Raw genomic sequence first — 23,804 nt, forward strand, 5'->3', positions numbered from 1 at the left:
GGCGGTGCGCACGGCCTCCTCGGCCACCGCACGCCAGCCCGGCGTCGCCAGCAAGGCTCCCACATCGGAGGCCGGCAACGGCACATAGGCGCCGGCCGCTATTTGGACGGCTGCCGTGGTGCTGCCGGGGCCGGTTCGCAAGGTGGCTAGTTTCATGCGGTTTCTCCTTCGTTTTCAATGTGTCGACTTTTTTACGGCCGTCACATATGCTCAACGTACACGATCGAAGCGATCTGCACCAGAGTTTTTTCCAAACTGACCACACCGACCCATCAACGCCAGGAGAGAACACATGAGCCATCAGTCAGCCCTTGGGAACCGCACCATCAATCCCGCTTCACTACCCAAGCCATCCGGCTACGCGCATGGAATCCTGGCCGGAAACACGGTCTTCCTAGGCGGCCAGACCGCGCTGGACAAGGACATGCAGATTGTCCCGGGCGGCATTGTGGAACAGTTCCGCCAAGCGTTCTCCAACGTGCTCGTCACGCTGGAGGAAGCCGGCGGACGCCCGGAAGACCTGGTCAGCGTGACCATCTACCTCACCGATGTGGACGATTACTTGGCCAACGGCCGGGAAATCGGGCGCCTGTGGCGGGAGATGGCGGGGACAGAGTATCCGGCGATGGCCGGCATCGGCGTCTCGCGTTTGTGGCAGAAAGAAGCGCTGATCGAGATCCAAGGCATCGCGGTGATACCGGAGCGCTGAGTTAAAACGCAGAGCCAAATCCTGTGGGAGGGCGGAGTTTTCCGCCCTCCCACACTTTTTTGCGGTCGTGGCCGACCGCACCTCGGCAGCGCCGGCGGTCAATGCCCCTTGAATGCCTCGGCAAGCCACCAGGCACCGCCGTCGGAGGCAATCCGCGCGTCGATGACCAGCGGCTCCGCCCGCGGACCCGCAAGCCACGCCGAAACCGCCGCCAGGTCGGCCAAGCCGGTAACGGTGACGGCTTCGGCCCCGTAGCCTCTGGCTATCGAGGCGATGTCCACGAGCGGGAACCGGACCACCTCAAGTTCCTCGTCCCCTACGTCGAAGTGATGGACCTCGGCGCCGTAAGCGGAGTCGTTGTAGACGATGACCACCAACGGGATCCGCTCCCGCACTGCTGTCTCCAGGTCTGCGATCCCCATCAGGAAGCCACCGTCCCCGGTGCCCAGGACTGGCAGGCGGTCCGGGCGGGCTGTGGCGGCGCCGATGGCAGTCGCAAGCCCGAGTCCGATGGATTGGAATGCCTGGGTGAAGCAGAATCCGAATTCGTCCGGCACCGACAGGTAACTGCTGGGGTAACCCATGAAGTTTCCGGAGTCGATGGACACCAGCCGGTCAGCCGGGAGGATCTTGTCCAGCTCCCGGCTGATGACGCGGGGGTCGATGACCTCATCAGTGGACAGGTCTTCTATCGCCACGGAGTTCCAGCGGGCACGGGCGGAGATCTGAGCGGCCATCTCCTGGGTACGCAGTCCGGCGGCCCGGTAGCCCTCGGCCTGCAGCACTTCCAGTACGGCCTGGGCCGTCTCGGCGCTGTCACCGAGTACGCCCAGTTCGATTGGCCGGTTAGCGCCGAGGGCCGAATCCTCGACATCGATCTGGGCCACTAGCGTGTTCGCCCCGATCAAGGACCCGTGCCTCATGGTCCACATGTTCAGTGCGCAGCCCCAGCCGACTATCAGGTCCGCGCTGCCAATTGTTTCCGCGGTGAAGGGGGAGGAAAACCCTCCGGATATTCCGAGATTGAAGGGATCTCCGGCGAAGAGCCCATGTGCCACTGCGGAGGTTGCCACCAGCGCCCCGGAGGCTGCGGCAAGCGCCGAAATCTGCGGACCCGCTCCGCGGGCGCCGCGTCCGGCGACAAAGACGGGACGCTGCGCGCCGCGAATCAGATCGGTTAACCGGGAGACCGATGCGGCGTCCGGACGGACGGCCTGCGGCACGGGGAGAGGTTTAACATCGGGCACGTCGGCAGACACAGCCGCCGCCTGGATATCCGTGGGCAGCGACAGCACCACCGTCCGGCGTTCGTTGACAGCGGTACGGTAGGCACGGACGGTGTCCGCTACGGCGCTCTCCGGCGAATGAACGCGTTCGGCGACGGCACCGACGCTTCGTGCCAGGACATCTTGGTCGATTTTGAAGTTGGAACGGATGGCCGAGGCCGCCGTATCCGCTGTCAGCACGATCATCGGAGTGCGGCTCTTAGCGGCTTCCCCGATCCCGGTGACGGCATTGGTCAGTCCGCAGCCTTGGTGGGTAGAAGCGATGCCCACCCTTCCGGACACCCGCCCGTACGCGTCGGCCATGGTCGCTGCGCCGGCTTCATGCCGGGCGGCGGTGAACGGGACGCCGTAGCGGCGCAACGCCGTGGTCGCAGTGAAGTTGCCGCTGCCTACTACCCCGAAAACGTGGCCCGCCCCCAGACGTGCCAGGGTGTAGCCGACGAGCTCTGCGACGTTGACGGGTGGACGGGCGTCTGCTTGCGGGCGTGCCTGTCGGCAGTTGTTGGTTGTAACGGTCAAGACGTATCCCTCCATGGGCGGGACCAGTCCAGCTCGGCAATGGTCCCGCAGTATCGATGAAATGACGGAAATGCCTCGGCTCCGGCTCGGCTCCGAGGGATTTCCGCGGTCAGCAGTTCGGCTAGCGGACGCCCACGTCGGCAGTTTCACCGCCTGGCTTCGTCGACGGCAGCGTTGGCGAAATGCGTTTCGGAATCAGCGCAACTGCTACCGCTGCGATAACGGCGACTCCGGCGAAAATGATGAAGTTCCACTCGAAGGGCAGTGCGGCGCTTCCGATCCATCCACCAATCAAGGGGCCGGAGATGGCTCCGATGCGAGCGAAGCTCAACGCCCAACCGGTGGCGGTGGCCCGCATATTTGCGGGATAGTAGTCGGCAATGTAGCCGGTCAGCACCAGCGAGGTAGAGATGGAGCCGATACCGGCGAACGCGACAAACAGGAGATTGACCACCATGTTGCCGGGGAATATCAGCAGAAGAATGCCTAGACCCCCGAGGAGGTAGAAGACCACCAGAATGAGCTTCTGACCGTACCTGTCTGCAGCCCTGCCCAAGGCCAGCCCTCCTGCAGCGGAGGCGAGGCTGAACACCAACAGGAAGGTCAGAGAGGAACCAAGGTCGTAGCCGGCGGATTTCATGATGGAAGGCAGCCAGGTGTTCAGCCCGTAGACCAGGACCATGCCGCAGAAGAGGGAAATCCAGAAGAATACTGTGGAGCGCAAGTACCGGGAAGAGAACATCGTCGTAATGGTCCGCCACCAGGGGTCGGTCTTGCCTTCTTCGACTGGCTTCGTTGGCACGGTCGGAACATAAGGAGCTATTCCCAATCGGCCGGCCAAAAGCTCAGCCTGCTGCCGCTTTCCGCTGGCCTCCAGATAGTCCAGCGACTCGGGCAGCAGCTTGGCGATAACCGGCAAGAGTAGAACCGGGACGGCGCCGATGGCGACCACCCAGCGCCAACCGGCCACCGGGAGCAAGAAGAGCGCCATGAGCGCCGCGGCAACGATGCCCAGCGAGTAGCCGGAGTACATGAGTCCGTAATTGTACGAACGCTTTTTCGGAGCCGAATACTCGATTGTCAGCGCGGCGGCCACGGGAATGACGCCGCCCATGCCAAGGCCGCCGATGAGTCGGAAAAGACCGAAGATTTCCGGCGTCGGAGCGACCGCGGCACCTGCTTGTGTCAGGGTGAAGATGACCATTGAGACCAACAGCATCTTTTTGCGCCCGTACATATCGCTAAGGGTGCCGATAAACAGGGCACCGATGAGCATTCCAACCAGGGCGTAGGCTCCGAGTCCACCGAGCTCCAACGGCGTAAGGTCCCAGGCACGGTACTCCGCGAGCGCCGGCAGGACAGCACCAAGGACGCCGACATCGTAGCCTTCCGCCAAGATGGCCAGCCAGCAGCAAAAAAGCACCGTCTTCGTTGCCTTGGGCGGCACCCTGAAGGCGGGCGGGGATGTAGTTGTCATTCGGATCTCAATTCATCATTCGGGACGAAGTGGGCGAGTGCTCTACGGGACGGGCAGGACTGCCGTTGTGCGGTTCAACTGCACCATCCAAGGCATATGCCGACATCTTTACGAGCGTCATACTGGCACAACATAACACAGGCTTGTGACGGGCGTCACCAGATTTCCGCACATGAACTTTGAGGACGGGCAGGCGTCCCGCTGGCTCGGCTTGCAACCGGTCGGCGTGGCCGGCAGACGCCTAAGCCCCACACGGTACCGGCGATCGGCAGCTTATGCAGTCAGGGCTTAGCCCCGGCGGCGCCAGCGACCAACGACTGGGCGTAAGCCTCGGCCAGCGGGCCGATCAAGCGATGAACTCCGAAAAAGGTTTGCCGCGCGTCCGGACCGCGCCAACCTTCAGGCAGGTATTTCAGCGGTAGGCCGGGATCCCGATACGGCAGACGCCGCCACAACGTCAGCATGGGCACGTAGTACCGGAAAGCGTCCCGTTTGGTTTCGGCATCCGACGCGGCCAGCGCCTGTGCGGCGTCGTCTCCCACGCGCTCCGTCCACGCTGCCAGCGATCCACCGTAGTAGTCCAGAAATTCATTGATTTGAGCGGCCAACGCGTCGAGGTCCCACCATTGAGCCACCTTGGCACGCATATCCGGCCCTTCCGAGTACTCGCCCGTGAAGAATTCCACGTACTCGGCCAAACCGCGGTCTTCGAGCCGCCGCCGGGCGCTTTCCCGGACTGCGGCCGGAGCGATCCAAACCCCCGCCGACATGGACCCGAAACCAAGCCGGGCCAGTTCGGTGCGAAGTTGGTGACGGCGATCGCGCATAGACTCCGGCACCGAGAAAATCGCCAGCACCCATCGTCCCTCCGGCCCCCCTCGCTGCGGCGCGAAAATGCGCTCATCGCCTTCCTGCACTATCTCCAGCGAGCGCGGCGACAGCTCGTATCGCGCCGCTCCACCGCTCCGAACGCTGTTGAGCACGCCCTTGGCCTTCATGCGCGAGACCGCTGAACGCACGCCCGGGGCGTCGTGCCCCAGGTCGCCAAGCATATCGATCAGCACAGACACGGGCAGCGCGGATCCACCTCGCCGCCCGTACAAGCCGTAGATGGTGAGAATTAACTGCTGGTGCTGCAGTTGCGGCGCTGGAATCTCCATCATGCCTTCAAGATTCCCGCATCCGAGGACCGGAAGCCTGCACCGCAGATGGCGGCGCGCATGTGGTCGGGCCACGGCTGCGCGCCGCCGCTGTCGGCCGGTACGTAAACAGTGGTGAAGGTTCCGTGGGCCGCCAGACCGCCCGGCGACTGTTCATGCGGCTGACCGTGGACCTCGAACGCGAACGTCAGGGATGTCCGGCCTAACTGTTGCACGGACAACCGGGCGGTCACCCGCTGGCCGAACCACAGCTTGGCCCGGTAGTTGATCACCTGCTGCACGCGCGGGGCGCTGGGGAAGTAATCGGGCAACTGCAGCCGACGGAACAGTTCGGCCTCAGCAGCCTCCACCCACCGCATGATTACGGAATTGTGCTGGTGGCCGGCCGCGTCGGTATCGACCCACTCGACGGTCCGTTCGATGCTGACCTCCGGCAGGCCGCCGTCGTTCGCCTCCATGGTTCTCCCTTCACTGCAGACCACGTCCATCCTATGGCGCAACGGTGACGGAGCGCCCTGCCGGGTCGATAGACGACGGCGGCCTTCCGCCGTTCAGCCGTTGAACACGAACCGCTGCTGCAGCCGATTTGCCGTACGGTCCGGGTTGAGCATGATGACGCTCAGGATCCCGACCGCGACGAGGTAGATGCCGATCATCCAGAATGCCGAGTTCATCCCCGCTGCCAGCCGCGCCGCCATCTCGCCGGTATCGGCAACACCCTTGGGGCCTATGACATAGCCGGCACGGTCCATGAGGCTGCCGACCATCGCCGGAGCGATCACGCCGCCGAGCGAGGCCAAACCGGTCAAGGTGGCCATCACGGCGCCACGCTGCTTGGCGCAGACGCTGAAGGCCAGGGCCGTCGGAGCCAGCGGAAAGACCAGCGCCAGGCCCGCGCCAAGCGTCACAAAGACCACCGCTGCCGCGCCGCCGACCTGCGGCAGCACAAGGAAACACACACCCGAACACAACAGCGATGCCCCGAACAACGCCCCGAGTGCCCAGCGAACGGTCACACCGCGCTGCATGAGGAACCGGGAGGTGTAGCCGAGCACCAGCAGCGCCAGCGCGCCGAGGACCCAGGGGAAGGTGGAGACGAGCCCGATCATCTCGGGTGAAAGCTCGACGACCGAAGCGAGGTATTTGGGCGACCAGGTGGTCAGGAATCCCTGCGCCCAGAAGCAACCGGCTCCCGCCAGGACAGCGCACAGGAACATGCGAGTGCCGAGCACACGTCGAATCGGCACTATCTTGAGCAAGTCCGAACGGTCAGCGATACTTGCGGTCGCGGGAGCGGGCGCCGTTCGTTCCTCTCCCGCCGCCGCGGCAGCAACAGTTGGCTCCTCTCCGCCCGCCTTTCCGGATTCTGACGTGGCAGTGTGGCTATAGGGACCTTCGCGTCCTATGAACAGCCAGGCAAGCGACCACAGCAACCCCACGATTCCCAGAAATCCGAAGGCCCAGCGCCAGCCCAGATCGGGATGTGCGATGATCCAGGCCAGCACCGGAGCTGCAATGATGGGCCCCAGCGTGGAGCCGATGGCGACCATGCTGCTGGGCAGCCCCCGCTCCTTGGCCGGGAACCAGCCGTGGACGTGCTGCAGGCTGATGGGAGTGGCCGGCCCCTCTGCCGCGCCCAGGATGATCCGGGTAACCAACAGGACGGCCGCGCCGCCGCCGAAGAGCATCGGGAACTGCAGCACCGCCCAGGAAATACCCATTGCCAGCAGGATCCAACGCGTCGGCACCTTGCCAGCCAGGAAGCCCACTGCCACGGCAGCTGCCGCGAAGAGAAAGAAGAACGCGCTGCCAATGAAGCCGAACTCACCGGCGCTCAGGTTGAGTTCCTGCATCACGGGCGCTGCAACCAGGCCGAGGACCGCCTTGTCCGCGAAGTTGATGATCTGAAAAACCACCAGCGCTCCCGTGACCAGCCAGGCTCGACGATTCATCCGGCCATACTTGACCGCGGCCCGGAGGGTATGCGGCGCGATCAGCTCCTCCTGCCCGGTTACCTGCCGGGCCTGCTGCGCGCTCATACTCCGACCTCCAAGGTCTCGGCTGCGGCCACGGACGACGCTGCCCCCGCGGCGGACGGCGCACCAACCGGGAACCCCGGCGGTAGGACGAAAACGTCATTGTCTTCGGCCACGTCCACCGGGCCACCGAAGTCGGCGGCAGCGGCCTCCTGCATTTTCTGTGTGTCAGCCGCGCCCGGCGTGTTCGGCACCACATGGTGCAGCACCAGCCGCCCCACACCGGCACGTGCGGCTACCTTGCCCACTTCGGTGTAGGGGGTGTGCGATTCACGCAGGTGAACTTCTATGCCGTTGCGGGTCGGCCCGTCCGGGAAGGTCGCAAGGATGGCTTCCAGATCCATCACCTCGTGCAGCAGCAGCTCGGCACCCTGCGCAAGCCGGATGCAGTTCTCCGAAAAGGCTGTATCGCCCGATATCACCACCGACCCGTACGCCGAGTCGAAACGGTAGGCGAAGGCCGGGAAACACAGCCGGTGGTCCACCAGAATGGCGCTGACGGCCACTTTGTCGTCCCGGTAGATCTCGAAGGGCTCCATCTCGGGATGCCGGTTGTAGACAGGGTCTGCGGCCGCCGATGTTGGTATCTCGATATCCGCGGCAACCACCCAGTCGTTCGGGTCGGCGCGCCCTTCATCGGCCATCCGGATGCAGATGTCCGACGCGAAAACCTTGTCCAGCAGCGCGCCGACCATCTCGCGGGTACCTGTCATGCCGCGGTTGCCTAACCGGGTGCCGAGCTGCCCGGCATGCTCGTCATCCAGAGCCGGTACACGCTCCGGACGGCCCGGACCCAGAATCTGGATCTGCCGGCTGAAAGACTCCCCGGGGACTTGCCAACCGGTGACCAGGAACGAACCCAGGTCGTACACATGATCCGAGTGGTGGTGAGTCAGGAAAATCCCCCGCAGTTCACCCCACGTGGAGCTGGATCGGTAGTTGCGGATGCTGCCCATCCCGCAGTCCACCACGTAGACAGCGTCGTCTACGCGGATGGCGGTGCTGGTTCCTGCGCGACTGCTGGAGACAATCGGACCGCCTCCCGTTCCAAGCGTGTGAACGCTCATACCCTGCGGTGCTGTAGCCATGTGCCCTCTTTCCTTCGGTAGGTGGGCGGGAAAGGAGCCGCCCGGAAAGGTGATGTGGCGGCGTCGTGACGCGCCTCGGCCTGGTAGCGATCGAAGCGTGACACACATCATATGGAGCTAGTTTTGCGATCGCAATACCTATTGCATATAAACCTTCAGCCTGCCATGCTGGCTGCACAGTTCGTTCAACGAAAGGAGCCGCCATGCAGGCGCAACAGGATCAGGAAATCGTTCTGGGAGACCTGCCCAAGGGCATCACTCTGGCCAGCGAAGCCATGGGTAACAAAACCTGGAACGTCCTCGGCCACACCTACTTGGCCAAGTCGGAAAGCGCCACAAGCTTTGCGTGGCTGTCGCTGGATCCCACCGGAACGGGCGTGCCGCCGCACGTCCACCCGACTCAGGACGAGCACATCTACGTGATGGAAGGCGTCTACACGCTGTACCTCGACGGCGAGTGGACCACTGCGGGCCCGGGCGACACCGTACGCATGCCCCGGGATCTGCCGCACGCCTACTACAACAAGGGAGAGACCCCGGGCAAGGCTCTCTTCTGGGTCAGCCCGTCAGGCCGGCTCGCCCAGCTATTCGACCAACTGCACGACCTCAGCGATCCGGAAGAAGTTGTCCGCCGATCGGCGTTGCACGACGTAAACTTCCTGCCCGAGGGCAGCGTTCCCGGCGCGTAATCCCCGCTCCAGCGGCCGAGGTGACCCTGTGGTCACGACGCCGGTGCCCTCCTCCCGCAGGCAGGGCACCGGCATCGGCGATCATTCGGGATACGGGTACCGGCTCAGGGAACTGGTGTTCCCAACAGCGCATGTGCACGGTCGGCGGCCGGAGCACGGAGGATGCCGTCCAGGGTCAGGAACACTTGTTTGGCTTGCGGTGCTTTCCAGCCTTCTGGCAAGTATTCGAAGGGCAAGTTCGGGTCCCGGTAGGGGAACCTTCGCCACTGAGTCAGCATCGGCACGTACAGGCTGAAAGCCTCGCGCGGATGCGGCCGCTCACCTGCTTCGGTCCGGCGCTGCCACTCGTCCGCCGGGAGCGAGTAGCACTGTAGAAAATCTTCGTACTGGCGCTCAAGCAGCGCCAGGTCCCACCACTGCTGCACGTGCTCGCGGATGTCGCCCTCTTTGAGGTAGCTTCCGGCAAAGTACTCCGTGTAGCGGTCAAGGCCGCGGTCAGCCAGCCGGCGCATAGCCTGCTCCATCACCGTAGTGGGAGCGATCGCCACACCCGCCGCCACAAACCCGAAGCCGAGGCTGGTCAGTTCGGCGCGCAGTTCGTACCGGCGGTTTCGCTCCGCCTCCGGCACGGAAAACACCACCAAAGCCCAGGCATCGTCCGGCCGTGAGCGTTCCGGTGCGAAGATCCGCTGGTCATCGGCATGGAAAATATCCAGCACCCCTTCGGAAAGGGCGTATTCCGACACACCGTCGACCCGGCGGCCGGACAGCACACCCTTTGACTTCAACCGGGAAATGGTCGACCGCGCCGCTTGGCCGTCCACGCCCAGATCCGCCAACATGGCCACCAGCACAGAGACCGGCAGCCACGCTCCGGCGCCTCCCGCATAAAGACCGTAGAGCGTGACCAGCAATTGCTGCAGCTGTGGGCGCTGCGTCCGTGGCGCGGTGGCGGGAATTGGGTCCTCCTCTTGACTGCGCACCCTCATACTCTGTGCGCCTCCCATCCTAAGTCGCTGGCGATGGGCTGCACCCGGCGGCAGCGACGGTCGGACAGGCTCGTCGCGTGCGCGCTGAAGACCAGATGCTGCTGTGTAACGTCGCGCCCCATCCGGCCGCTCGGCCAGCAGAGCGTGCAGGATTTTTCTGGGTCGGCGCTGCCGGATTATCCAGATTAGTGGAAGGCGCGCACGTCCGTTCGCTATTTGGGCCGGGCGGCCAGGGCTTCGGCGAGCGCAGTGGCAGACGCTTTGCTGCTGTCGATGCGCCAGTCCGTTTCCTTGTTGTAGTGGAACCAGACCAGGGCGGTGATGTCGGGCTGCTGGGACAGGTAGTAGACAAGGTCCTTGTTCCAGGCCGCCTTGGAGCCGCCCTCTTCCGCGGAGGACGTTTCGGCGATGAGGATGGGCTTGCCCGGGGCCAGCGACCGGAGTTGTCCAAGCCCGTCGGCGAACAGCGCCCACGGCGGGGTCCAGGTGCTCCACGCGGCGGCGGTGCCCCAGTTGTAGCCGTCGAGGGCAACCGCATCCACGTAACCCGCGCCCGGGTAGAGACCGTCCAAGAGGGTAGATCCGGCGTAGGGGACGTTCGGGTTCCAGACCCAGGTGATGTTACGGGCGCCGGTGGAAGAGACGACGTCGTGCACGTGCCGCCAAGCGGCGGCATAGTCCCCGGCCGTATTGCCGTTGATTCCCTCGGACCAGGGGTACCAGTTTCCGTTCATCTCGTGGCCGAAGCGCAGCATCACGGGGTGGCCCCACTTAGCCAGCGCGGTACCCCATTCGCGGAGGTAGGGGTCGAAGTCTCCGGCGGTGATCCGGTCCAGCGAGTAGGCGGGTTGTGCAGTGCCTCCGCCCCAGGTCCAGGGCTCCCAGGTGAGCAAGGTATGAGCTCCGCGGGAGCGGACCGCTTCCAATTCGGTGATGGGCGGGGCTTGGTTGAAGTCCTTGTAGGAGAGGATGATCGACGGTGCTTCGCCAACCAGGGCAGCCGCTGCGTCCAGTTCGGCCGAAGCCAGCGGTCCACCGGGCGTTCCCAAGCCAAAGCGAAGCGGCGCCTTGCTGATCGATGGCGCGGTGGGGGCGGGAGACTGCTGGGGCGGCGCCGGTTCCTCCTGTGTCACCGAGGGGCTGCTGTAGGTGAGCGTGAAGGGAGCGGAGGCGCGGGTGGCGCCGGCTTTAGCCTCGATGGAGACAGTTGCCTGCTCGGTCGCAGGGATAACCAGCGTGGTACGGAAGTATCCCGAGGCACTTGAGAGGAAGGGGACAGGCTCTGTTCCTCCCGTGATTGTTCCGGAGGACTTCTTGGGAAAGCCTGTGCCGGTCACCGTGACGGAGGTCCCTGCCGGTCCGGATGAGGGACTGAGAGTTATCGCGGCCGTGGCTGCCTGAGCGGGGACAACCCCTCCGCCCAGGAGCGCGAGCGCCATCAGGACCGGGATCAGCATCATTTTGAAGGCCAGGCGCATGGAGGGACTCTCACGTGAAGGAATACGAGACGGGGAGGAGAAGCCGCTGGGCCTGCGGCCGCGTGTGGGGCGCAACACTACCTGAACGCCCTCTCGTTGGTCAAACGAGCAATCAGGATCGGTTCCCGCCCCTTGCGTCCTGACCATCAAGGGTGGACTGGAATCCGGCCGCGCTGACTCCGCGCCACCCCGTTGCCGTGTCTGTGCTGCAAACCGATGAGCCCCCCCACCCAAAACGGTTATCCCACCCCAACGCCCCGCCGCAGCAACTCCTCCATTGCGTCCGCACCGGCAGGAGCTCCCCCGGCGGCGTCGTAGCCGGCCGCGACCCGGCGGGCACCGTCGGCCATCGAGATTGTCTGGCGAACCTTGCCGCGCAGGGCCTCCGGCGACAGCTTCTTCACGGACAAGCGGGTACCGGCCCCGCAGGCGACCACCCGGGCGGCGACCTCCAGCTGGTCCCGGCCGAACGGGACCACGCACACCGGCACCCCGCGCGCCAGCGCCTTCTGGGTCGCTCCCATGCCGCCGTGCGTCACCGCAGCCACGGCCCGCTCCAACAGAGCGAGGTGGGAAGCGAACCGCTCCACGTGGACGTTGTCCGGCAGCGGCCCGAACTCCGCGGTCCCGGCGGGGACGGTGACGGCGACCGTGTAGGGTTCGCCGGCGAGACCGTCGACCGCGGCGCGGACCAGCACTTCGTCCGCCTGGTACTCCGAGGAGGTCGTCACCAGCACCAGCGGCCCCGTGGTCTCGGCGGGCCAGGCCGGCGGTTCGGCGGGTGGTTCCCAAGACAGGGCACCGATCATGCGGATCCGGTCGCCCCAGTCGGGGTGCGGGTACTCGAACGGCTCGGCGGTGGCCACCAGCATCAACGGTGCCAGGCGGAAGAACTCGTCGGCGGTTTTGATGCTGCCCAGCCCGAACTCGGCCCGCAGGGCGTTGATGCCCGGACGCACCAGCCGCTCCACGGCGCCGATCACCAGCGGGCGGACGGCGGCGTCGCGAATCCGCCCCAACGGACCGCTCAAGGGACGCAGCCCCGGCCCGAACGGCGGGGTGCCCTGCGACCTGATGGGAGGGGTGTACGGGCTGAACAGCGCCCACGGCAGGCCGGAGGATTCGGCCATCATGCGGGCACCCCACGCGTTGATGTCCACCACCAGTAGGTCCGGCCGCACGCCGTCCATCGCCACGCGCAGATCCGGCCCGTCGAACCGGCCCCGCGTAACGAACGTGCTGGCCGAGGCGGCGAGGGCATCTCGGGTGTTCCCGGCCCGGTAGTCCTCGATCTCGGTGATGGCCCGCCGGTCCATCGCTTCCGCGTGGATGCCAAGGGCACGGACCGCGGGCAGCTGGGATTCCAGGGTGCGCAGGTGGACGTCGTGCCCCCGCCGGACCAGTTCCTGCAGCAGCGGGATCAGCGGGTAGAGGTGCCCGAGCGCGGGCGAGGTGTACGCAAGGATGGTGGACATGGCGTCCTCCCGATGAGGGGCTCGAGCATCTCGAGCAGTGCTTTTTCCGTCTGGTGACGGCTGAGGCCCGCGTCGAGCCGGAGCAGCTTCCAGGTGTAGACGTCGCAAACGGCGACGAACTGGGCCAGCCGGCGGCGGCGGTCCGCACTCTCCAGCCCTTCCAAGGACGGGGCGAAAACCCGGGCGCACCACCGCCGGTGAAAGGCACGCCCCTCCCCCGTGATGCGGCGCATGAAGTCCGAACCGCCCTCCTCCGCGAGCATGCGCAAGGCAGTCCGCCCCACGTGCTCATAGTGCTCCACAAGATTGACGACGGCGGCGGCCGCGTCACCCGGTTCGAGTGCACCGCGGGCCCGGGCTACTTCCGCGCTGGCCCGTTCCGCGGCCGCTCCCAGCAGGCCGTCCCTGTCGCCGAACCGGCGGATGATCGTCTGGACCGTCGTGTCTGCGCGCTCGGCCACCTTGCCAAGGGTCACGCCGGCCAGGCTTTCCGCGGTGAAGAGCTCCACCGTGGCAGTAAGGATCCGGTCAGCCGTGGCCGCGGTTGTTTCGGCCCGCTTGCCCATCCGGTAGCCCCGGGCTCCCGTGTCCTGCACGGAATTCATGTTAATCAGGTTAACGCTAAAAGGGTTCCGGCGGAAGAGCCGGAAACCCATCACGACGGCGCTGCCCGCCTCCTTCCCAGGGGCAGGTTGCAGTCACTTCAGATACGTCTCGTCCCACCAAAGACGCAGGTTTTGGAAAGCTGCGGCAACGTTTCGGCAGGTTAGCCGCAAGGAGGGCCTTTGCGGCGGTCGGACTCGTTATTTTCGAAGGGTGGCGGGCACTGGGCCGGCCACCTCATCCGAACACGGAGTACACATGACTGCAATCCGCAAGATCGCCGCCGGCTTCCTCGCAGCCGCCCTCCTGGCCGGCGGAAGCGCCACCGCCGCATCCGCCGCTAACCTTGAGCCCGTCACCGAACCGGTCATCACCGCACCCGTCAGCGCCGAGCCAGCCGTGACCGAGGCCGACGTCAAAGCCGCCAAGGCCGCCTTCAAGGCAGCGCAGAATAATGCCCGCACCACCGAACAGCAGGCCCGCGCCACCGCAGCCGCCGAGCTGAAGGCCGTGTCAAAGAAGGCGAAGCTCGCCAAGGGCAAGGCCGTGAAAGCCGCGCAGCTGCAGGTAAAGAACCTGCGCGCGGCACAGACCGCTGCCTTGAAGGACCTCCGCGTCAAGAACCGCGCGATCGTCAACGAAGCCCGCGTCGCCTACCAGGCCGTTGCCAACGCTTACGAGGCGCAGCTCGCCGCCGAACAGCCGGTTGTCGAAGACCCGATCATCGAAGAGCCCGTCGTCGAAGAGCCCGCCGCCTAACCTGCGGACAGTCGCGAGGGGTGCCGTCCCGCCAGGGACGGCACCCTTACGTTTTTCAGGATGCTACAGCGCCTGCGGGTGCCAGACCCGCTCGCCGGAAGCCGTCGGTTCGGCCGGGGTGTAGTCGGGCCAGGCGAGGCCGGTCGGCGGCATGAAGTCGGCGGGCAGCAGGGCTCCGGTGGGGTCCTCGGCCTTGCGGCGACGGAACTCCTCGCCGGCCTCCGCCAACAGCTCCGGCGACGTCAGCATGTCCACGAAGGTGCCGGCGATGGTCTTGCCGGCCACCTCAATGGTGGGGTCGATGGCGGCGGGGATACCGCCGAGGGCGTTCATCACCCAGCCGGGGTAGGCGCCCTTGCCGGGCGCGGGCTTCAGCGCGGGCCGGGAGATGTAGAAGCGCACGGTCGGTGCGTAGTGCGTCATCTCCACGTAGTCGTCGCTGGTCCAGTTCTTCTGCCACGGGGCCAGGTGCTCGCGCAGCGCCTCCTCGGCGTCCTGCGGCGAGATCAGCGATTCGCACTCGTCCAGGAACGGCTTCTCCATCGGCTCGATCCCCAGACCGGACTGAATCTGCTGCGCGGCGGCCACGGCGTCGTCGCCATAGACCGGGGCGCCGACTTCCTCAAGGTTGTTGTACAGCGCCTGCGCCAGCACGTGGTTGGTGATGCCGGGGCGGTTGCGGGCCACCCAGGTGGTCTCCACCCGGCAGTGCGCCATCGCCGCGGCGTGCTCGGCGTTGCGGTCCAGCACCGCCAGGACGTGCCCGGCCATCTCCAGCGTGGGGCAGCGCCAGGAGTACTGGATCTGCGCGATCCGCGCCGGCAGGTTGTCCGCCGTCGCCTGCCCGGACCCGAGGATCGCGTCCGACAGGCTCCAGCCGCCGAAGCTGGGCAGCATGGCGTCCTGCATCACCCGCGAACTGGTGTACATCTGCATCAGCGCCACGTTCGCCCCCGGGGCGCGGGCCGCCGAGTGCGACGCCGGGATCGGCGAGTTCGGGTTGGCCGAGAGCTGCCAGGTCTCCGGCTCGTCGCAGATGAACGAGTAGACCCTGGAGTAATAGGAGCCGCACTGGGTGTCCCAGCGGGCGGTGTTGCACAGCGGCAGCATGTAGAACGGGTGGAAGCTGACAATTGCGTCCACCCCGTCGTAGTAGCCGCGCAGCCCGTGCACCACCTTGGAGCCCTGCACCTTTTCCGCCGGTTCGCCGGTGTAGCGTAGGGTGCCGGCGATGCCGTGCACGTCCATGGCGAGCTTGGTGCCGAGCAGGCCGGCCAGCGTGGAGATGCCCAGCGCCGAGTGCGGGTCGGTGTGGCCGGGTGCGAAGGCGCTCAGCCCGTCGCGCGGGGTCTCCTCGGTGGAGGCGGCCTGGCAGTTGCCCGGCACGGCGTCGTACTCGGCGTAGGTCAGCAGCACCGGACCGCCGCTCCCCTGCGTCCACTCGGCCTTGAACGCGGTGGGCATCCCGCCGCTGCCCTCTTCCACCTCGAAGCCCTCGGCGCGCAGCCGCTCCACGTACCAGGCGGCGGAGCGGTATTCGCGCCAAGCCGGCTCCGCGAGCTCCCAAATGTGCCGGTGCCATTCGGACAGCCGGTCCATGTTGGCGTCGATCCACTCCCGGGCTGTTGCCTTGGCTTCGGCGGCGAGGCCTGCGGGGACGGCTGCGGCGGTGGTTTCCTGGGTGGTGCTCACTAGTGTTCCTTTCGGGGTGCTGCGTCTTGAGTACGTGAGCAGGCACTGCCCGGGGTTGGGCACGGCGACGTTGTCCACGCAGTAGGGTGGTGAGTCCGGCTGTCCTTAGAGGAGAGCCCGGGTTAGGAGACGCGGGCCAGGAAGCTGCGCGTTCGTTCATGCTGGGGATGCTGCAGCACGTCATCGGGCGGTCCCATCTCCACGATGACGCCGTTGTCCATGAAGGCGACGACGTCGGCCACTTCACGCGCAAAGCCCATCTCATGGGTCACCACGATCATGGTCATGCCGGCTCGCGCCAGTTTCTTCATGACCTCCAGCACCTCTCCCACAAGCTCGGGATCCAATGCGGAGGTAGGTTCGTCGAAAAGCATGACGTCCGGGTCCATGGAGAGGGCACGGGCTATGGCTACGCGCTGCTGCTGGCCGCCGGAAAGCTGGGATGGGAAGTTGCCGGCTTTGTCCGCCAAACCTACCTTGCCCAACAGATCGCGGGCTTTGGCCTCGGCTTGGGCCCTCGGGGTCTTGAGGAGTTTCAGCGGCCCGTGCATGACGTTTTCGAGGGCAGTCATATGGCCGAAGAGATTGAAGTTCTGGAACACCATGCCGATCTTGGAACGGCGTTTGTCGATCTCGGCCTGTCGCGCTTCCACCAGTTGGTCGCCTTTGACGTCATAGCCGATCATGCGGCCGTCGACCAGGATGGCGCCCGCATTGGTCATCTCCAAATGATTGACGCACCGCAGGAGGGTGGACTTGCCGGAACCTGATGGCCCGATCAGGCAGACCACCTGCTGCGGCTGGACCTTGAGGTTGATTCCCTTGAGCACCTCCACGTCGCCGAAGCTCTTGTGCACATTGAGGAATTCGACTGTCGCCATCAGCGGGCCGCCTTTCCGGTAACGAGGGAATTGCCTTTGGAATAGCGCTTTTCCAGCTTGCCTTGGAAGTAGGACAGGATGGTCGTCAGCAGGAGGTACCAGATGCTGGCGACAATCAGCAGGGGGATCTGGCGCAGGTTCTGGGCATAAATCTGCTGGGTGTTGTACAGCAGATCACCCACGCCGATAACGATGACCAGCGACGTGGTTTTGAGCATCGAGATCACGTTGTTTCCGACCGGCGGGATGATGACCTTCATGGCCTGCGGGATGACGACGTACCAGAGCGTGGCCATTTTGCTGAAGCCCATGGATCGGCTGGCCTCGGTCTGGCCCTGCGGTACGCTGAGCAGCCCTGCGCGGACGATCTCCGCCATGTAGGCGCCTTCATTCAGGCCGAGGCCGAGGATGGCCGCGGTCATGAGCGAGATGACGTCGTTGGTGTCCCATTCGACAAAATTCGGGCCAATGAACGGGATCCCGATGCCGATGGTTGGAAAGATCGCCGCGGCGAAGCCCCAGAACAACAGTTGGACCAGCAGAGGGGTACCGCGGAAGAACCAGACGTAGGCCCCGGCGACACCGGCAATCAGCCAGTTGTCGCTCATCCGCATGACCGCCACGAGCAAACCGACGACGAAGCCGATAAGCATGGCGATGAAGGTCAGCTGCAGTGTAGTCGCCAGCCCGCTGAGGATCCGCGTGTCGAAGAAGTAACGCGCTACCACGTCCCATCCGAAGCCCTGGTTAGTAACCAGCGTTATGGCGGCGATGAGCAGACAGAGTCCGACGACGATGATTGCCACCAGCTGGCCCGGGCGCTTCCGCCGCAGCACGGGCCTGCCGCTGAGTGCGAGATAGTCCACCGCCGGCCCCGGGGAGGAATCGGCCGGATGCTTCTTTGTTCGTTCCGTGCTCATGGGCCTTTAGACCTGGCCTTTCTTGTACGTCCGGATCACTTGGAGGGGTTGATTTCGGACTTTTCCACCGCTGTGTTGCCCAGGTTCCACGCGTCGAGGATCTCGGCGTAGGTGCCGTCGGCAATCAACGAGTCGATGGCGGCCTTGAAGGCATCGGCCAGTTCCTTGTCCTTCTGGTTGACTACGACTCCTGCCAGCGCCGGTTCGACAAGAATGTCTTCGACGGCCATGAAAACGTCTGGCTGCAACTGGGAGTAGTAGGCAACCAAGGCAACGTCCGCCGCCATTGCGGCGGCGCGGCCGGTGGCCACTGCCTGGTTCACGTTGTCCTGTTGCGGCAGCACCAGCTCGGTGATCTTTTCTTTACCGCTGCTCTTGCATTCCGCCTGGAAGGCCGGCAAGACGTCGAGCGCCTGCGTGGTGCCCGTTTGGGCAGCTATCGTCTTCCCGCAGAGGTCCAGGACGCCCGTTACGTCGTCGGGGTTGTCTTTCTTGACCATGACAGACGTGCCGCTCTGCATGTAACTCACCATGGTGACCAGCTCTTGCCGCTCCGGCGTAATGGAGAAGGCAGCCCAGGATGCGTCGTATCGGCCTGCCTGAATTCCCGCGAGAATGCCGTTGAAGTCGCCCTTGTTAATGGTGATGTCCAGCCCCATCTTCTTGGCAACGGCCAGGGCCATGTCCGGTTCGAGGCCGACGATGTTGCCCTCGTCATCGGTGAAGTCGATTGGGGCATAGGTCGGATCAGTGACCAGGTCCATGGTCCCCCGGTCTTTAAGGTCCTGCGGGACCAATGCGCTGACGGCAGGATCTTCCTGCGCCGCTTGGGCTGCCTCCTGCCCGCCCTCCCCTAAGACGGGTCCCGCAGTTGCGCTCGGGCCTTCGCCCTCAGTTGTTGCCGTGCTCTCGGTGTTGGTGCAGCCGGTGACGCCGGCCAGGAGCGAGAGCGCTGCTACCGCTAGGCAGGAATTCCTGTAGATCGTATTCATGGTGTGCCTTCCATCGGCGGAATCAATCGAAACAGTGTTGATAACTCCAATATGTTGCACTTATTATTGAAGTGAGGCAGATCACTGTCAAGGGTTGTTCGAAAACCCGCGTGGTGCGGACGGGACCAGTAGAAGTACAGGCAAGAGGAGTGCAGCAGTGGGCGGATCCAGAAAGAAGCATGCTGTAACAGAGGAAGAGATTGCAGAGCGCCGGCTTGCGATTGTCAATCACACGGCTGCCATCATTTCCTCCTGCGGCGTAGACGGCTGTTCCTTTGCGGCGGTTTCCGAAGCCTCGGGCTTCAGCATCGGCATGATCCAGCATTACTTCCGCACAAGGGACCGCCTCATTCTGGCGGCCATCGATCACAGAATTCGCGAATCCGAGGAGGAGTGGCGCGAAATTGCCGCGCACGGAACCAACGCCTTGGCGAAAATTCGGGACCTGCTGACCTTCTCGGTGGAAGGCGACAAATCCTTCGCCGATGCGTGGGGATTCTGGATTGAACTATATGCGGCATCGCACAAGGACCCGGTCATGCGGCGGGAAGTTAATACGCTCCTTGAGCTGTGGCGGAAGTTCTTCTTGGACGTCCTGGAGGAGGCAGCAGCCGAAGGCAGCATCAAACCGGTGCATGAGCCCGAGGACACGGCGCAACTCCTGCTCGCCGTTGTCGACGGCCTCGCTGTCCAGACCGTCAACGGAACCTACGGCAGCAGCCCCGAAAATATGCGCAGGCTCCTCTACCGCTTCGCCTCATCCGAGCTCGGGGTCGATACCTCCAGCTGGGAGACAGCAGCTTCTACCAGGGGCTGACCAGCGCGCCACTACAGATTTCCCGAAAGATCAAAGCCAGCGAAACGAGGAGATTCATGACTACCAGTTCCTTTACGTCTTCAACCGGGGTGTCGGCCCTCTTCGCTGCTCGTGCCTCCGGCTATAAGCCGTCACCGGTGCGTGAGGTCTTCGACCTCTCGATGCAACCGGGGATGATCTCGCTGGCAGGCGGCAATCCGGATCTGAGCGTCCTGCCCCTGGCCGGGATCGCGGACACGGCAGCAGCGCTGCTTCGCACCCAGGGACTGCAGGCCCTCCAGTACGGCGGAGGCGGGGGCACCGAGGAACTCCAGCAGCTGGTTTGTTCGGTCATGCAGGCCGAAGGCAACCCTGCGGGTCCGGCGAATGTGCAGATCACCGCAGGATCTCAGATGGCGCTTGAACTGCTGGTCAAACTGTTCTGCGATCCCGGCGATGTGATCCTGGCGGAGGGGCCCACCTACGTGGGCGCCATTAGCGTCTTCGACGGGCTCCAAGCGTCGGTAGCGCACGTGCCCATGGACAGCGACGGTTTGATCCCTGCCGAGCTGGAGCGGAAGATCGGTGAGCTCTCGCTAGAGGACAAACGCATTAAGTTGCTGTACACCATCCCCAACTTCCATAACCCCTCGGGAGTCACCCTCGCCGCCGACCGCCGGGCCGAGGTGGTCCGCATCTGCAGGGAGGCCGGCATCGCCATCATTGAGGACAACCCTTACGGCATGCTGAGCTTCGATGGCCGGCACCTGCCAAGCCTTCATCAATTGGATCCGGACAACGTGTTCTACCTTGGCTCCTTTTCGAAAACCTTCTCGCCGGGGATTCGCTTGGGATGGGCAGTGGTGCCCGACGATGTGCGCCGACAGTTGCAGCTGGCTTCAGAAGCGACCACCATCTGCCCCTCGGTCCTCAGCCAAATGCTCGTCGGGGAGTACCTGACACGGACTGATTGGCGAAAGACGCTGGACAACGCGGTGGGTCTCTACCGCGACCGGTGCGCCGCGGCGATGGAAGCACTGACCGATTTCATGCCCGCCGGCACTAACTGGACGGTGCCTGCGGGTGGCTTTTTCACGTGGGTGACCCTGCCGCATGGCATTTCCGGCGAAGAGGTCATGCTTCGCGCCATTGCCCACCAGGTTGTTTTTGTTCCGGGCAGCGCCTTCTATTCCGACGGGTCGGGTGACAATCAGCTGCGCATAGCGTTCTCGTTCGAGACGCCGGAAAGGCTGCGCGAGGCAATTCGCCGCCTGGGTATCGCCATTAGTGAATGCCTCTGAGGAGCGCCCGCATGACCACGGTTCAGACCTTCAAAAAGCGTGCCGAGTCGGCCATCAACCAGGGGCTGGAACGGATCGTCGAGTTCAGCCATCGACTGCACGCGAACCCGGAGCTCGGCCTCGACGAGGTAAAGGCCTCAGCCTGGTTGGTCCACGAGCTGGAAGCAATCGAGCAGTCACGCGTGCAGCATGGCTTGGGCGAACTTTCGACAGCTGTCCGGGCTGAGGCGGGCGCGGGAGAGCTCGTTCTCACCATCTGCGCCGAGTACGATGCGCTGCCCGGCATTGGCCACGCCTGCGGACACAACATCATCGCCGCGGCAGCACTGGGAGCGTTCATGGCGTTGGCGCCGCTGGCGGACGAGCTCGGAATCACGGTCAGGCTGCTCGGAACACCCGCTGAAGAGACCGTGGGCGGCAAGATCATCATGCTGAAGCAAGGCGACTTCGACGGCACCCATGCCGCCATGATGGTTCACCCGTACGGACAAGACGAGCTGGCGATGCGACCATATGCGTGCTCCGGGTACATGGCTACGTTCAGCGGACGAAGCGCCCATGCCTCTGCGGCGCCCTACGACGGCGTCAACGCGCTCGACGCCATCACCGTCGCCCTCACGGCCATAGGCCTCGCCCGACAGCAACTGCAGCCGAATCAACAAATCCACGGCTACGTTCTTAACGCCGGTTCGGCGCCGAATGTCATCCCGGATACCGCTGTGGGCGAATGGATGGTCCGTGCCGATTCGATGGAATCCCTGCAACAGGTAACAAAGGTTTTACACCGATGCCTCGAGGCGGGTGCGGTGGCAACAGGGAGTCAGCTAACCATTGACCAGGTAGGTCACGACTTCGCCAGCCTGGAGACCGACGATGCCTTGGCCGATCTTTATCGCGCCAACGCCAGAATGCTTGGCCGAAATCCGGGCGAGACCACTGTCTTGGGCGGGTCGACGGACATGGGCAACGTATCGCAGCGCTACCCGACAATCCATCCCATGATAGGACTCGGCGGCGGTTGCCCGCCTATTCATAGCGCCGAATTTGCGGACCTTGCCGCATCCCGGGCGGGAGATCAGGCCGTGCGCGACGGCGCCCTCGCCATGTCATGGACCTGCATCGACCTGGCCACGGACGCCGACCAGCGGCAACGTCTTCTCACGCGCCCGGTCGCGGGGGACGTCGGCGGGCGGTAGAGGCACGCGACGAGCTCCTTAGCCGTGCCACCGACGCAGCGGTCGAGTGTTGCACGGCGTATCGAACGGCGGGCTGCACTAAACTTCTTCGGCATGCGACGCGCCGCAACAAGCCAGCGCCGCGTCCCTACACCAACATCATCGCAAACGGCGCCCGGCCTGCCGATGCAGACCGGGCGCCGTCCGGTTGTAGCTAGCGTGCTTGGGCCTAACCGGCCGCCGGGGCGAGCGTCGGGGCCGCCGCGGCGATCGGGGTCTCCGGCTGCCGGCCCTGCAGGCAGGCGATGATGTTCCGGGCCGGCAGGGCCACGTATTCGCGCAGCGAGACGTTGCTGCGGTACGCCGCGTGGGGCGTGACGATCGCCGACGGGTGGACGACCAGCGGGTGGTCGGCCGGAGCCGGTTCCTCCGTCAACACGTCCAGCATGGCCCCGGCGATGTGGCCGGAGTCCAGGGCGGCGCAGAGCGCCTGTTCATCGACGAGGGCGCCGCGCGACACGTTGACCACATAGCTGCCCGCTGGCAGGACGGCGAGGTTGTCGGCGTCGAGCAGGTTCCGGGTTTCCTCGGTAAGCGGGGTGTGCAGGCTGACCACGTTCGACGCCGCCAGGACCTCGGCGAGCTCGCCCCGGCGCACGTCCGCCGGCCAGGCCGAATCCGGAACAAACGGGTCGTAGGCGATGACGGACCCGAAGACCGGGGCCGCCAGACCCGCCAGGTACTGGGCGATGCGCCCGAATCCGACGAGTCCCAGGGTCAGCTCGCTGATCCGGGGCGGCACCGGGATGCCCTCCCCCGTCCAGTCCCCGCGACGGGTGGCAGCCTGGGAGCACGGGAGCTCGCGGATGAGCGAGAGCATGCCGGCGAAGGCGTGCGTGGCCACGTCGCGGGTGGCCACCGAGGGCACGTTGCACACGGTGATGTTCCGGGCGGCCGCGGCCTCGAGGTCCACCATGTCGAAGCCCGCGGACATGGTGGCCACGACCTTCAGGTCCGGCATGGCGGCGATCATTTCGGCGTCCAGGGTCGCATAGCCGAGGATGATCCCCTCGCAGCCCTGCGCGGCGTCAAGGATGGCGCCGCGGTCCCGGGTATTGAGGTACTGCGCCTCGATGCCGGCCTCGGCCAGCAGTTCCACGGCTATCGAGTAGTCGAGGTCCTCGGCGTCGGTGATCAGCACCCGCGCCGTCATGCCTGCTCCTCCTGCTTGAACAGCTGCGCGGGCACGTGGATGAGCTGCACTCCGCCGTCGGCCAGGGCTCGGCGGATGGCCGGGGCCAACTCGGCGGCGTCGTGGATCCGCTGGCCGGTGCCGCCGAAGGCGGTGGCCAGCGCGGCCCAGTCGGGCTGCACGAGCTCCACACCGACGGGCTCGATGCCGCGGTCCAGCTCGTTCTGGCGGATCTCGCCGTAGCCACCGTTGTCGGCGCACACCACCACCAGGTCCAGCCGCTGTTCGACGGCGGTGACGAGCTCCTGCACCGCGAACATCAGCGCGCCGTCGCCCACCACGCAGACCACCGGACGGTCCGGCGCACCGATGCGGGCACCGATCGAGGCCGGCAGCCCGTACCCGAGCGTGGCGTAGGCAGGGGTGTAGAGCAGCGAATGCGGCCGGTCCTGCGGCACGAAGCTCGCCGTGCCCAGGTACGTGGCCTGGGAGGAGTCGCCGCCGATGATGGTCGACGCCGGCACGGCCGCCGCCACCTGTTCGGCCAGCGCGGCGAACTCCGGGGACAGCGCCCGGGCCTCGTCGCG

22 protein-coding genes are annotated in these 23,804 nt (G+C 65.2%); 6 read left to right on the forward strand and 16 right to left on the reverse strand.

The genetic code is table 11. The annotated features are described in order from the left end of the window. Positions 1 to 292 precede the first annotated feature (292 nt). Positions 293 to 709, forward strand: a complete 417-nt coding sequence (locus AC5RUJ_RS01590) for a RidA family protein (protein WP_494002134.1) — start codon at positions 293 to 295, stop codon at positions 707 to 709. Positions 710 to 807: 98 nt separating this feature from the next. On the opposite strand, the gene AC5RUJ_RS01595 is transcribed toward AC5RUJ_RS01590, so the two are convergent. The 6 genes from AC5RUJ_RS01595 to AC5RUJ_RS01620 form a co-directional block, all read right to left on the reverse strand. Continuing rightward, a complete protein-coding gene (locus tag AC5RUJ_RS01595; RefSeq protein ID WP_494127809.1) occupies positions 808 to 2,514 on the reverse strand; it encodes a thiamine pyrophosphate-binding protein in 1,707 nt (568 codons plus the stop codon). A 121-nt stretch (positions 2,515 to 2,635) separates the two neighbouring features. Next, complete coding sequence (locus AC5RUJ_RS01600) at positions 2,636 to 3,991, reverse strand: MFS transporter (RefSeq protein WP_494127808.1); 1,356 nt, start codon at positions 3,989 to 3,991, stop codon at positions 2,636 to 2,638. A 281-nt stretch (positions 3,992 to 4,272) separates the two neighbouring features. After that, positions 4,273 to 5,154 (reverse strand): PaaX family transcriptional regulator, encoded by an 882-nt coding sequence (locus AC5RUJ_RS01605; RefSeq protein ID WP_494127807.1) that lies wholly within the window; start codon positions 5,152 to 5,154, stop codon positions 4,273 to 4,275. Next, the gene (locus AC5RUJ_RS01610) at positions 5,151 to 5,609 is read right to left on the reverse strand and encodes an acyl-CoA thioesterase (protein ID WP_494127806.1); all 459 of its coding nucleotides are present in this window, start codon (positions 5,607 to 5,609) and stop codon (positions 5,151 to 5,153) included. The genes AC5RUJ_RS01605 and AC5RUJ_RS01610 overlap by 4 nt, the downstream gene beginning before the upstream one ends. A 93-nt stretch (positions 5,610 to 5,702) precedes the next feature. Then, on the reverse strand, positions 5,703 to 7,190 hold the full coding sequence (locus AC5RUJ_RS01615) for an MFS transporter (RefSeq protein WP_494127805.1): 1,488 nt from the start codon (positions 7,188 to 7,190) through the stop codon (positions 5,703 to 5,705). Beyond that, positions 7,187 to 8,275 (reverse strand): MBL fold metallo-hydrolase, encoded by a 1,089-nt coding sequence (locus AC5RUJ_RS01620; protein WP_494127804.1) that lies wholly within the window; start codon positions 8,273 to 8,275, stop codon positions 7,187 to 7,189. The genes AC5RUJ_RS01615 and AC5RUJ_RS01620 overlap by 4 nt, the downstream gene beginning before the upstream one ends. A 203-nt stretch (positions 8,276 to 8,478) precedes the next feature. On the opposite strand from AC5RUJ_RS01620, the gene AC5RUJ_RS01625 reads away from it, so the two are divergent. Then, on the forward strand, positions 8,479 to 8,964 hold the full coding sequence (locus tag AC5RUJ_RS01625) for a cupin domain-containing protein (RefSeq protein ID WP_494002127.1): 486 nt from the start codon (positions 8,479 to 8,481) through the stop codon (positions 8,962 to 8,964). A 104-nt stretch (positions 8,965 to 9,068) separates the two neighbouring features. On the opposite strand, the gene AC5RUJ_RS01630 is transcribed toward AC5RUJ_RS01625, so the two are convergent. The 4 genes from AC5RUJ_RS01630 to AC5RUJ_RS01645 all read right to left on the reverse strand — a co-directional run bounded on the left by AC5RUJ_RS01630 (position 9,069) and on the right by AC5RUJ_RS01645 (position 13,511). Continuing rightward, positions 9,069 to 9,971 carry a PaaX family transcriptional regulator gene (locus tag AC5RUJ_RS01630; RefSeq protein WP_494127803.1) on the reverse strand — a complete coding sequence of 301 codons (903 nt, stop codon included), beginning with the start codon at positions 9,969 to 9,971 and terminating at the stop codon, positions 9,069 to 9,071. 194 nt (positions 9,972 to 10,165) lie between these two features. Beyond that, on the reverse strand, positions 10,166 to 11,431 hold the full coding sequence (locus tag AC5RUJ_RS01635) for a glycosyl hydrolase (RefSeq protein WP_494127802.1): 1,266 nt from the start codon (positions 11,429 to 11,431) through the stop codon (positions 10,166 to 10,168). A gap of 239 nt (positions 11,432 to 11,670) precedes the next feature. Further along, positions 11,671 to 12,906 (reverse strand): nucleotide disphospho-sugar-binding domain-containing protein, encoded by a 1,236-nt coding sequence (locus AC5RUJ_RS01640; RefSeq protein WP_494127801.1) that lies wholly within the window; start codon positions 12,904 to 12,906, stop codon positions 11,671 to 11,673. Then, the gene (locus tag AC5RUJ_RS01645; protein ID WP_494127800.1) at positions 12,852 to 13,511 is read right to left on the reverse strand and encodes a TetR/AcrR family transcriptional regulator; all 660 of its coding nucleotides are present in this window, start codon (positions 13,509 to 13,511) and stop codon (positions 12,852 to 12,854) included. The genes AC5RUJ_RS01640 and AC5RUJ_RS01645 overlap by 55 nt, the downstream gene beginning before the upstream one ends. 256 nt (positions 13,512 to 13,767) lie before the next feature. On the opposite strand from AC5RUJ_RS01645, the gene AC5RUJ_RS01650 reads away from it, so the two are divergent. Next, complete coding sequence (locus AC5RUJ_RS01650; RefSeq protein ID WP_494127799.1) at positions 13,768 to 14,268, forward strand: hypothetical protein; 501 nt, start codon at positions 13,768 to 13,770, stop codon at positions 14,266 to 14,268. Positions 14,269 to 14,331: 63 nt separating this feature from the next. Here AC5RUJ_RS01650 and AC5RUJ_RS01655 read toward each other — a convergent pair whose 3' ends face one another. The 4 genes from AC5RUJ_RS01655 to AC5RUJ_RS01670 form a co-directional block, all read right to left on the reverse strand. Next, positions 14,332 to 15,960 (reverse strand): zinc-binding metallopeptidase family protein, encoded by a 1,629-nt coding sequence (locus AC5RUJ_RS01655; protein ID WP_494127798.1) that lies wholly within the window; start codon positions 15,958 to 15,960, stop codon positions 14,332 to 14,334. Positions 15,961 to 16,082: 122 nt separating this feature from the next. Beyond that, positions 16,083 to 16,841, reverse strand: a complete 759-nt coding sequence (locus tag AC5RUJ_RS01660) for an amino acid ABC transporter ATP-binding protein (RefSeq protein WP_494024482.1) — start codon at positions 16,839 to 16,841, stop codon at positions 16,083 to 16,085. After that, positions 16,841 to 17,761 carry an amino acid ABC transporter permease gene (locus AC5RUJ_RS01665; RefSeq protein WP_494127797.1) on the reverse strand — a complete coding sequence of 307 codons (921 nt, stop codon included), beginning with the start codon at positions 17,759 to 17,761 and terminating at the stop codon, positions 16,841 to 16,843. Before AC5RUJ_RS01665 ends, AC5RUJ_RS01660 begins: the two co-directional genes overlap by 1 nt. A 35-nt stretch (positions 17,762 to 17,796) precedes the next feature. Next, positions 17,797 to 18,753: an ABC transporter substrate-binding protein gene (locus AC5RUJ_RS01670; protein WP_494127796.1), complete on the reverse strand. Its 957-nt coding sequence runs from the start codon at positions 18,751 to 18,753 to the stop codon at positions 17,797 to 17,799. A 157-nt stretch (positions 18,754 to 18,910) separates the two neighbouring features. Here AC5RUJ_RS01670 and AC5RUJ_RS01675 point away from each other — a divergent pair, with 157 nt between their 5' ends. From AC5RUJ_RS01675 to AC5RUJ_RS01685, 3 genes are all read left to right on the forward strand, one after another. Then, positions 18,911 to 19,570 (forward strand): TetR/AcrR family transcriptional regulator, encoded by a 660-nt coding sequence (locus AC5RUJ_RS01675; RefSeq protein WP_494127795.1) that lies wholly within the window; start codon positions 18,911 to 18,913, stop codon positions 19,568 to 19,570. Positions 19,571 to 19,707: 137 nt separating this feature from the next. Continuing rightward, positions 19,708 to 20,850 (forward strand): aminotransferase-like domain-containing protein, encoded by a 1,143-nt coding sequence (locus tag AC5RUJ_RS01680; RefSeq protein WP_494155565.1) that lies wholly within the window; start codon positions 19,708 to 19,710, stop codon positions 20,848 to 20,850. 11 nt (positions 20,851 to 20,861) lie between these two features. Further along, positions 20,862 to 22,046, forward strand: a complete 1,185-nt coding sequence (locus tag AC5RUJ_RS01685; RefSeq protein ID WP_494127793.1) for a M20 family metallopeptidase — start codon at positions 20,862 to 20,864, stop codon at positions 22,044 to 22,046. 208 nt (positions 22,047 to 22,254) lie between these two features. Here the strand turns inward: AC5RUJ_RS01685 and AC5RUJ_RS01690 are convergent, their stop codons facing one another. Together AC5RUJ_RS01690 and AC5RUJ_RS01695 are read right to left on the reverse strand one after the other, a co-directional pair. Beyond that, positions 22,255 to 23,238, reverse strand: coding sequence for a C-terminal binding protein (locus tag AC5RUJ_RS01690; RefSeq protein WP_494127792.1), 984 nt, complete (start codon positions 23,236 to 23,238; stop codon positions 22,255 to 22,257). After that, the coding region (locus AC5RUJ_RS01695) for a thiamine pyrophosphate-dependent enzyme (protein WP_494155566.1) at positions 23,235 to 23,804 on the reverse strand (570 nt) is incomplete at its 5' end. The genes AC5RUJ_RS01695 and AC5RUJ_RS01690, both read right to left, overlap by 4 nt.

Source organism: Arthrobacter sp. Y3223164, from assembly GCF_059091005.1.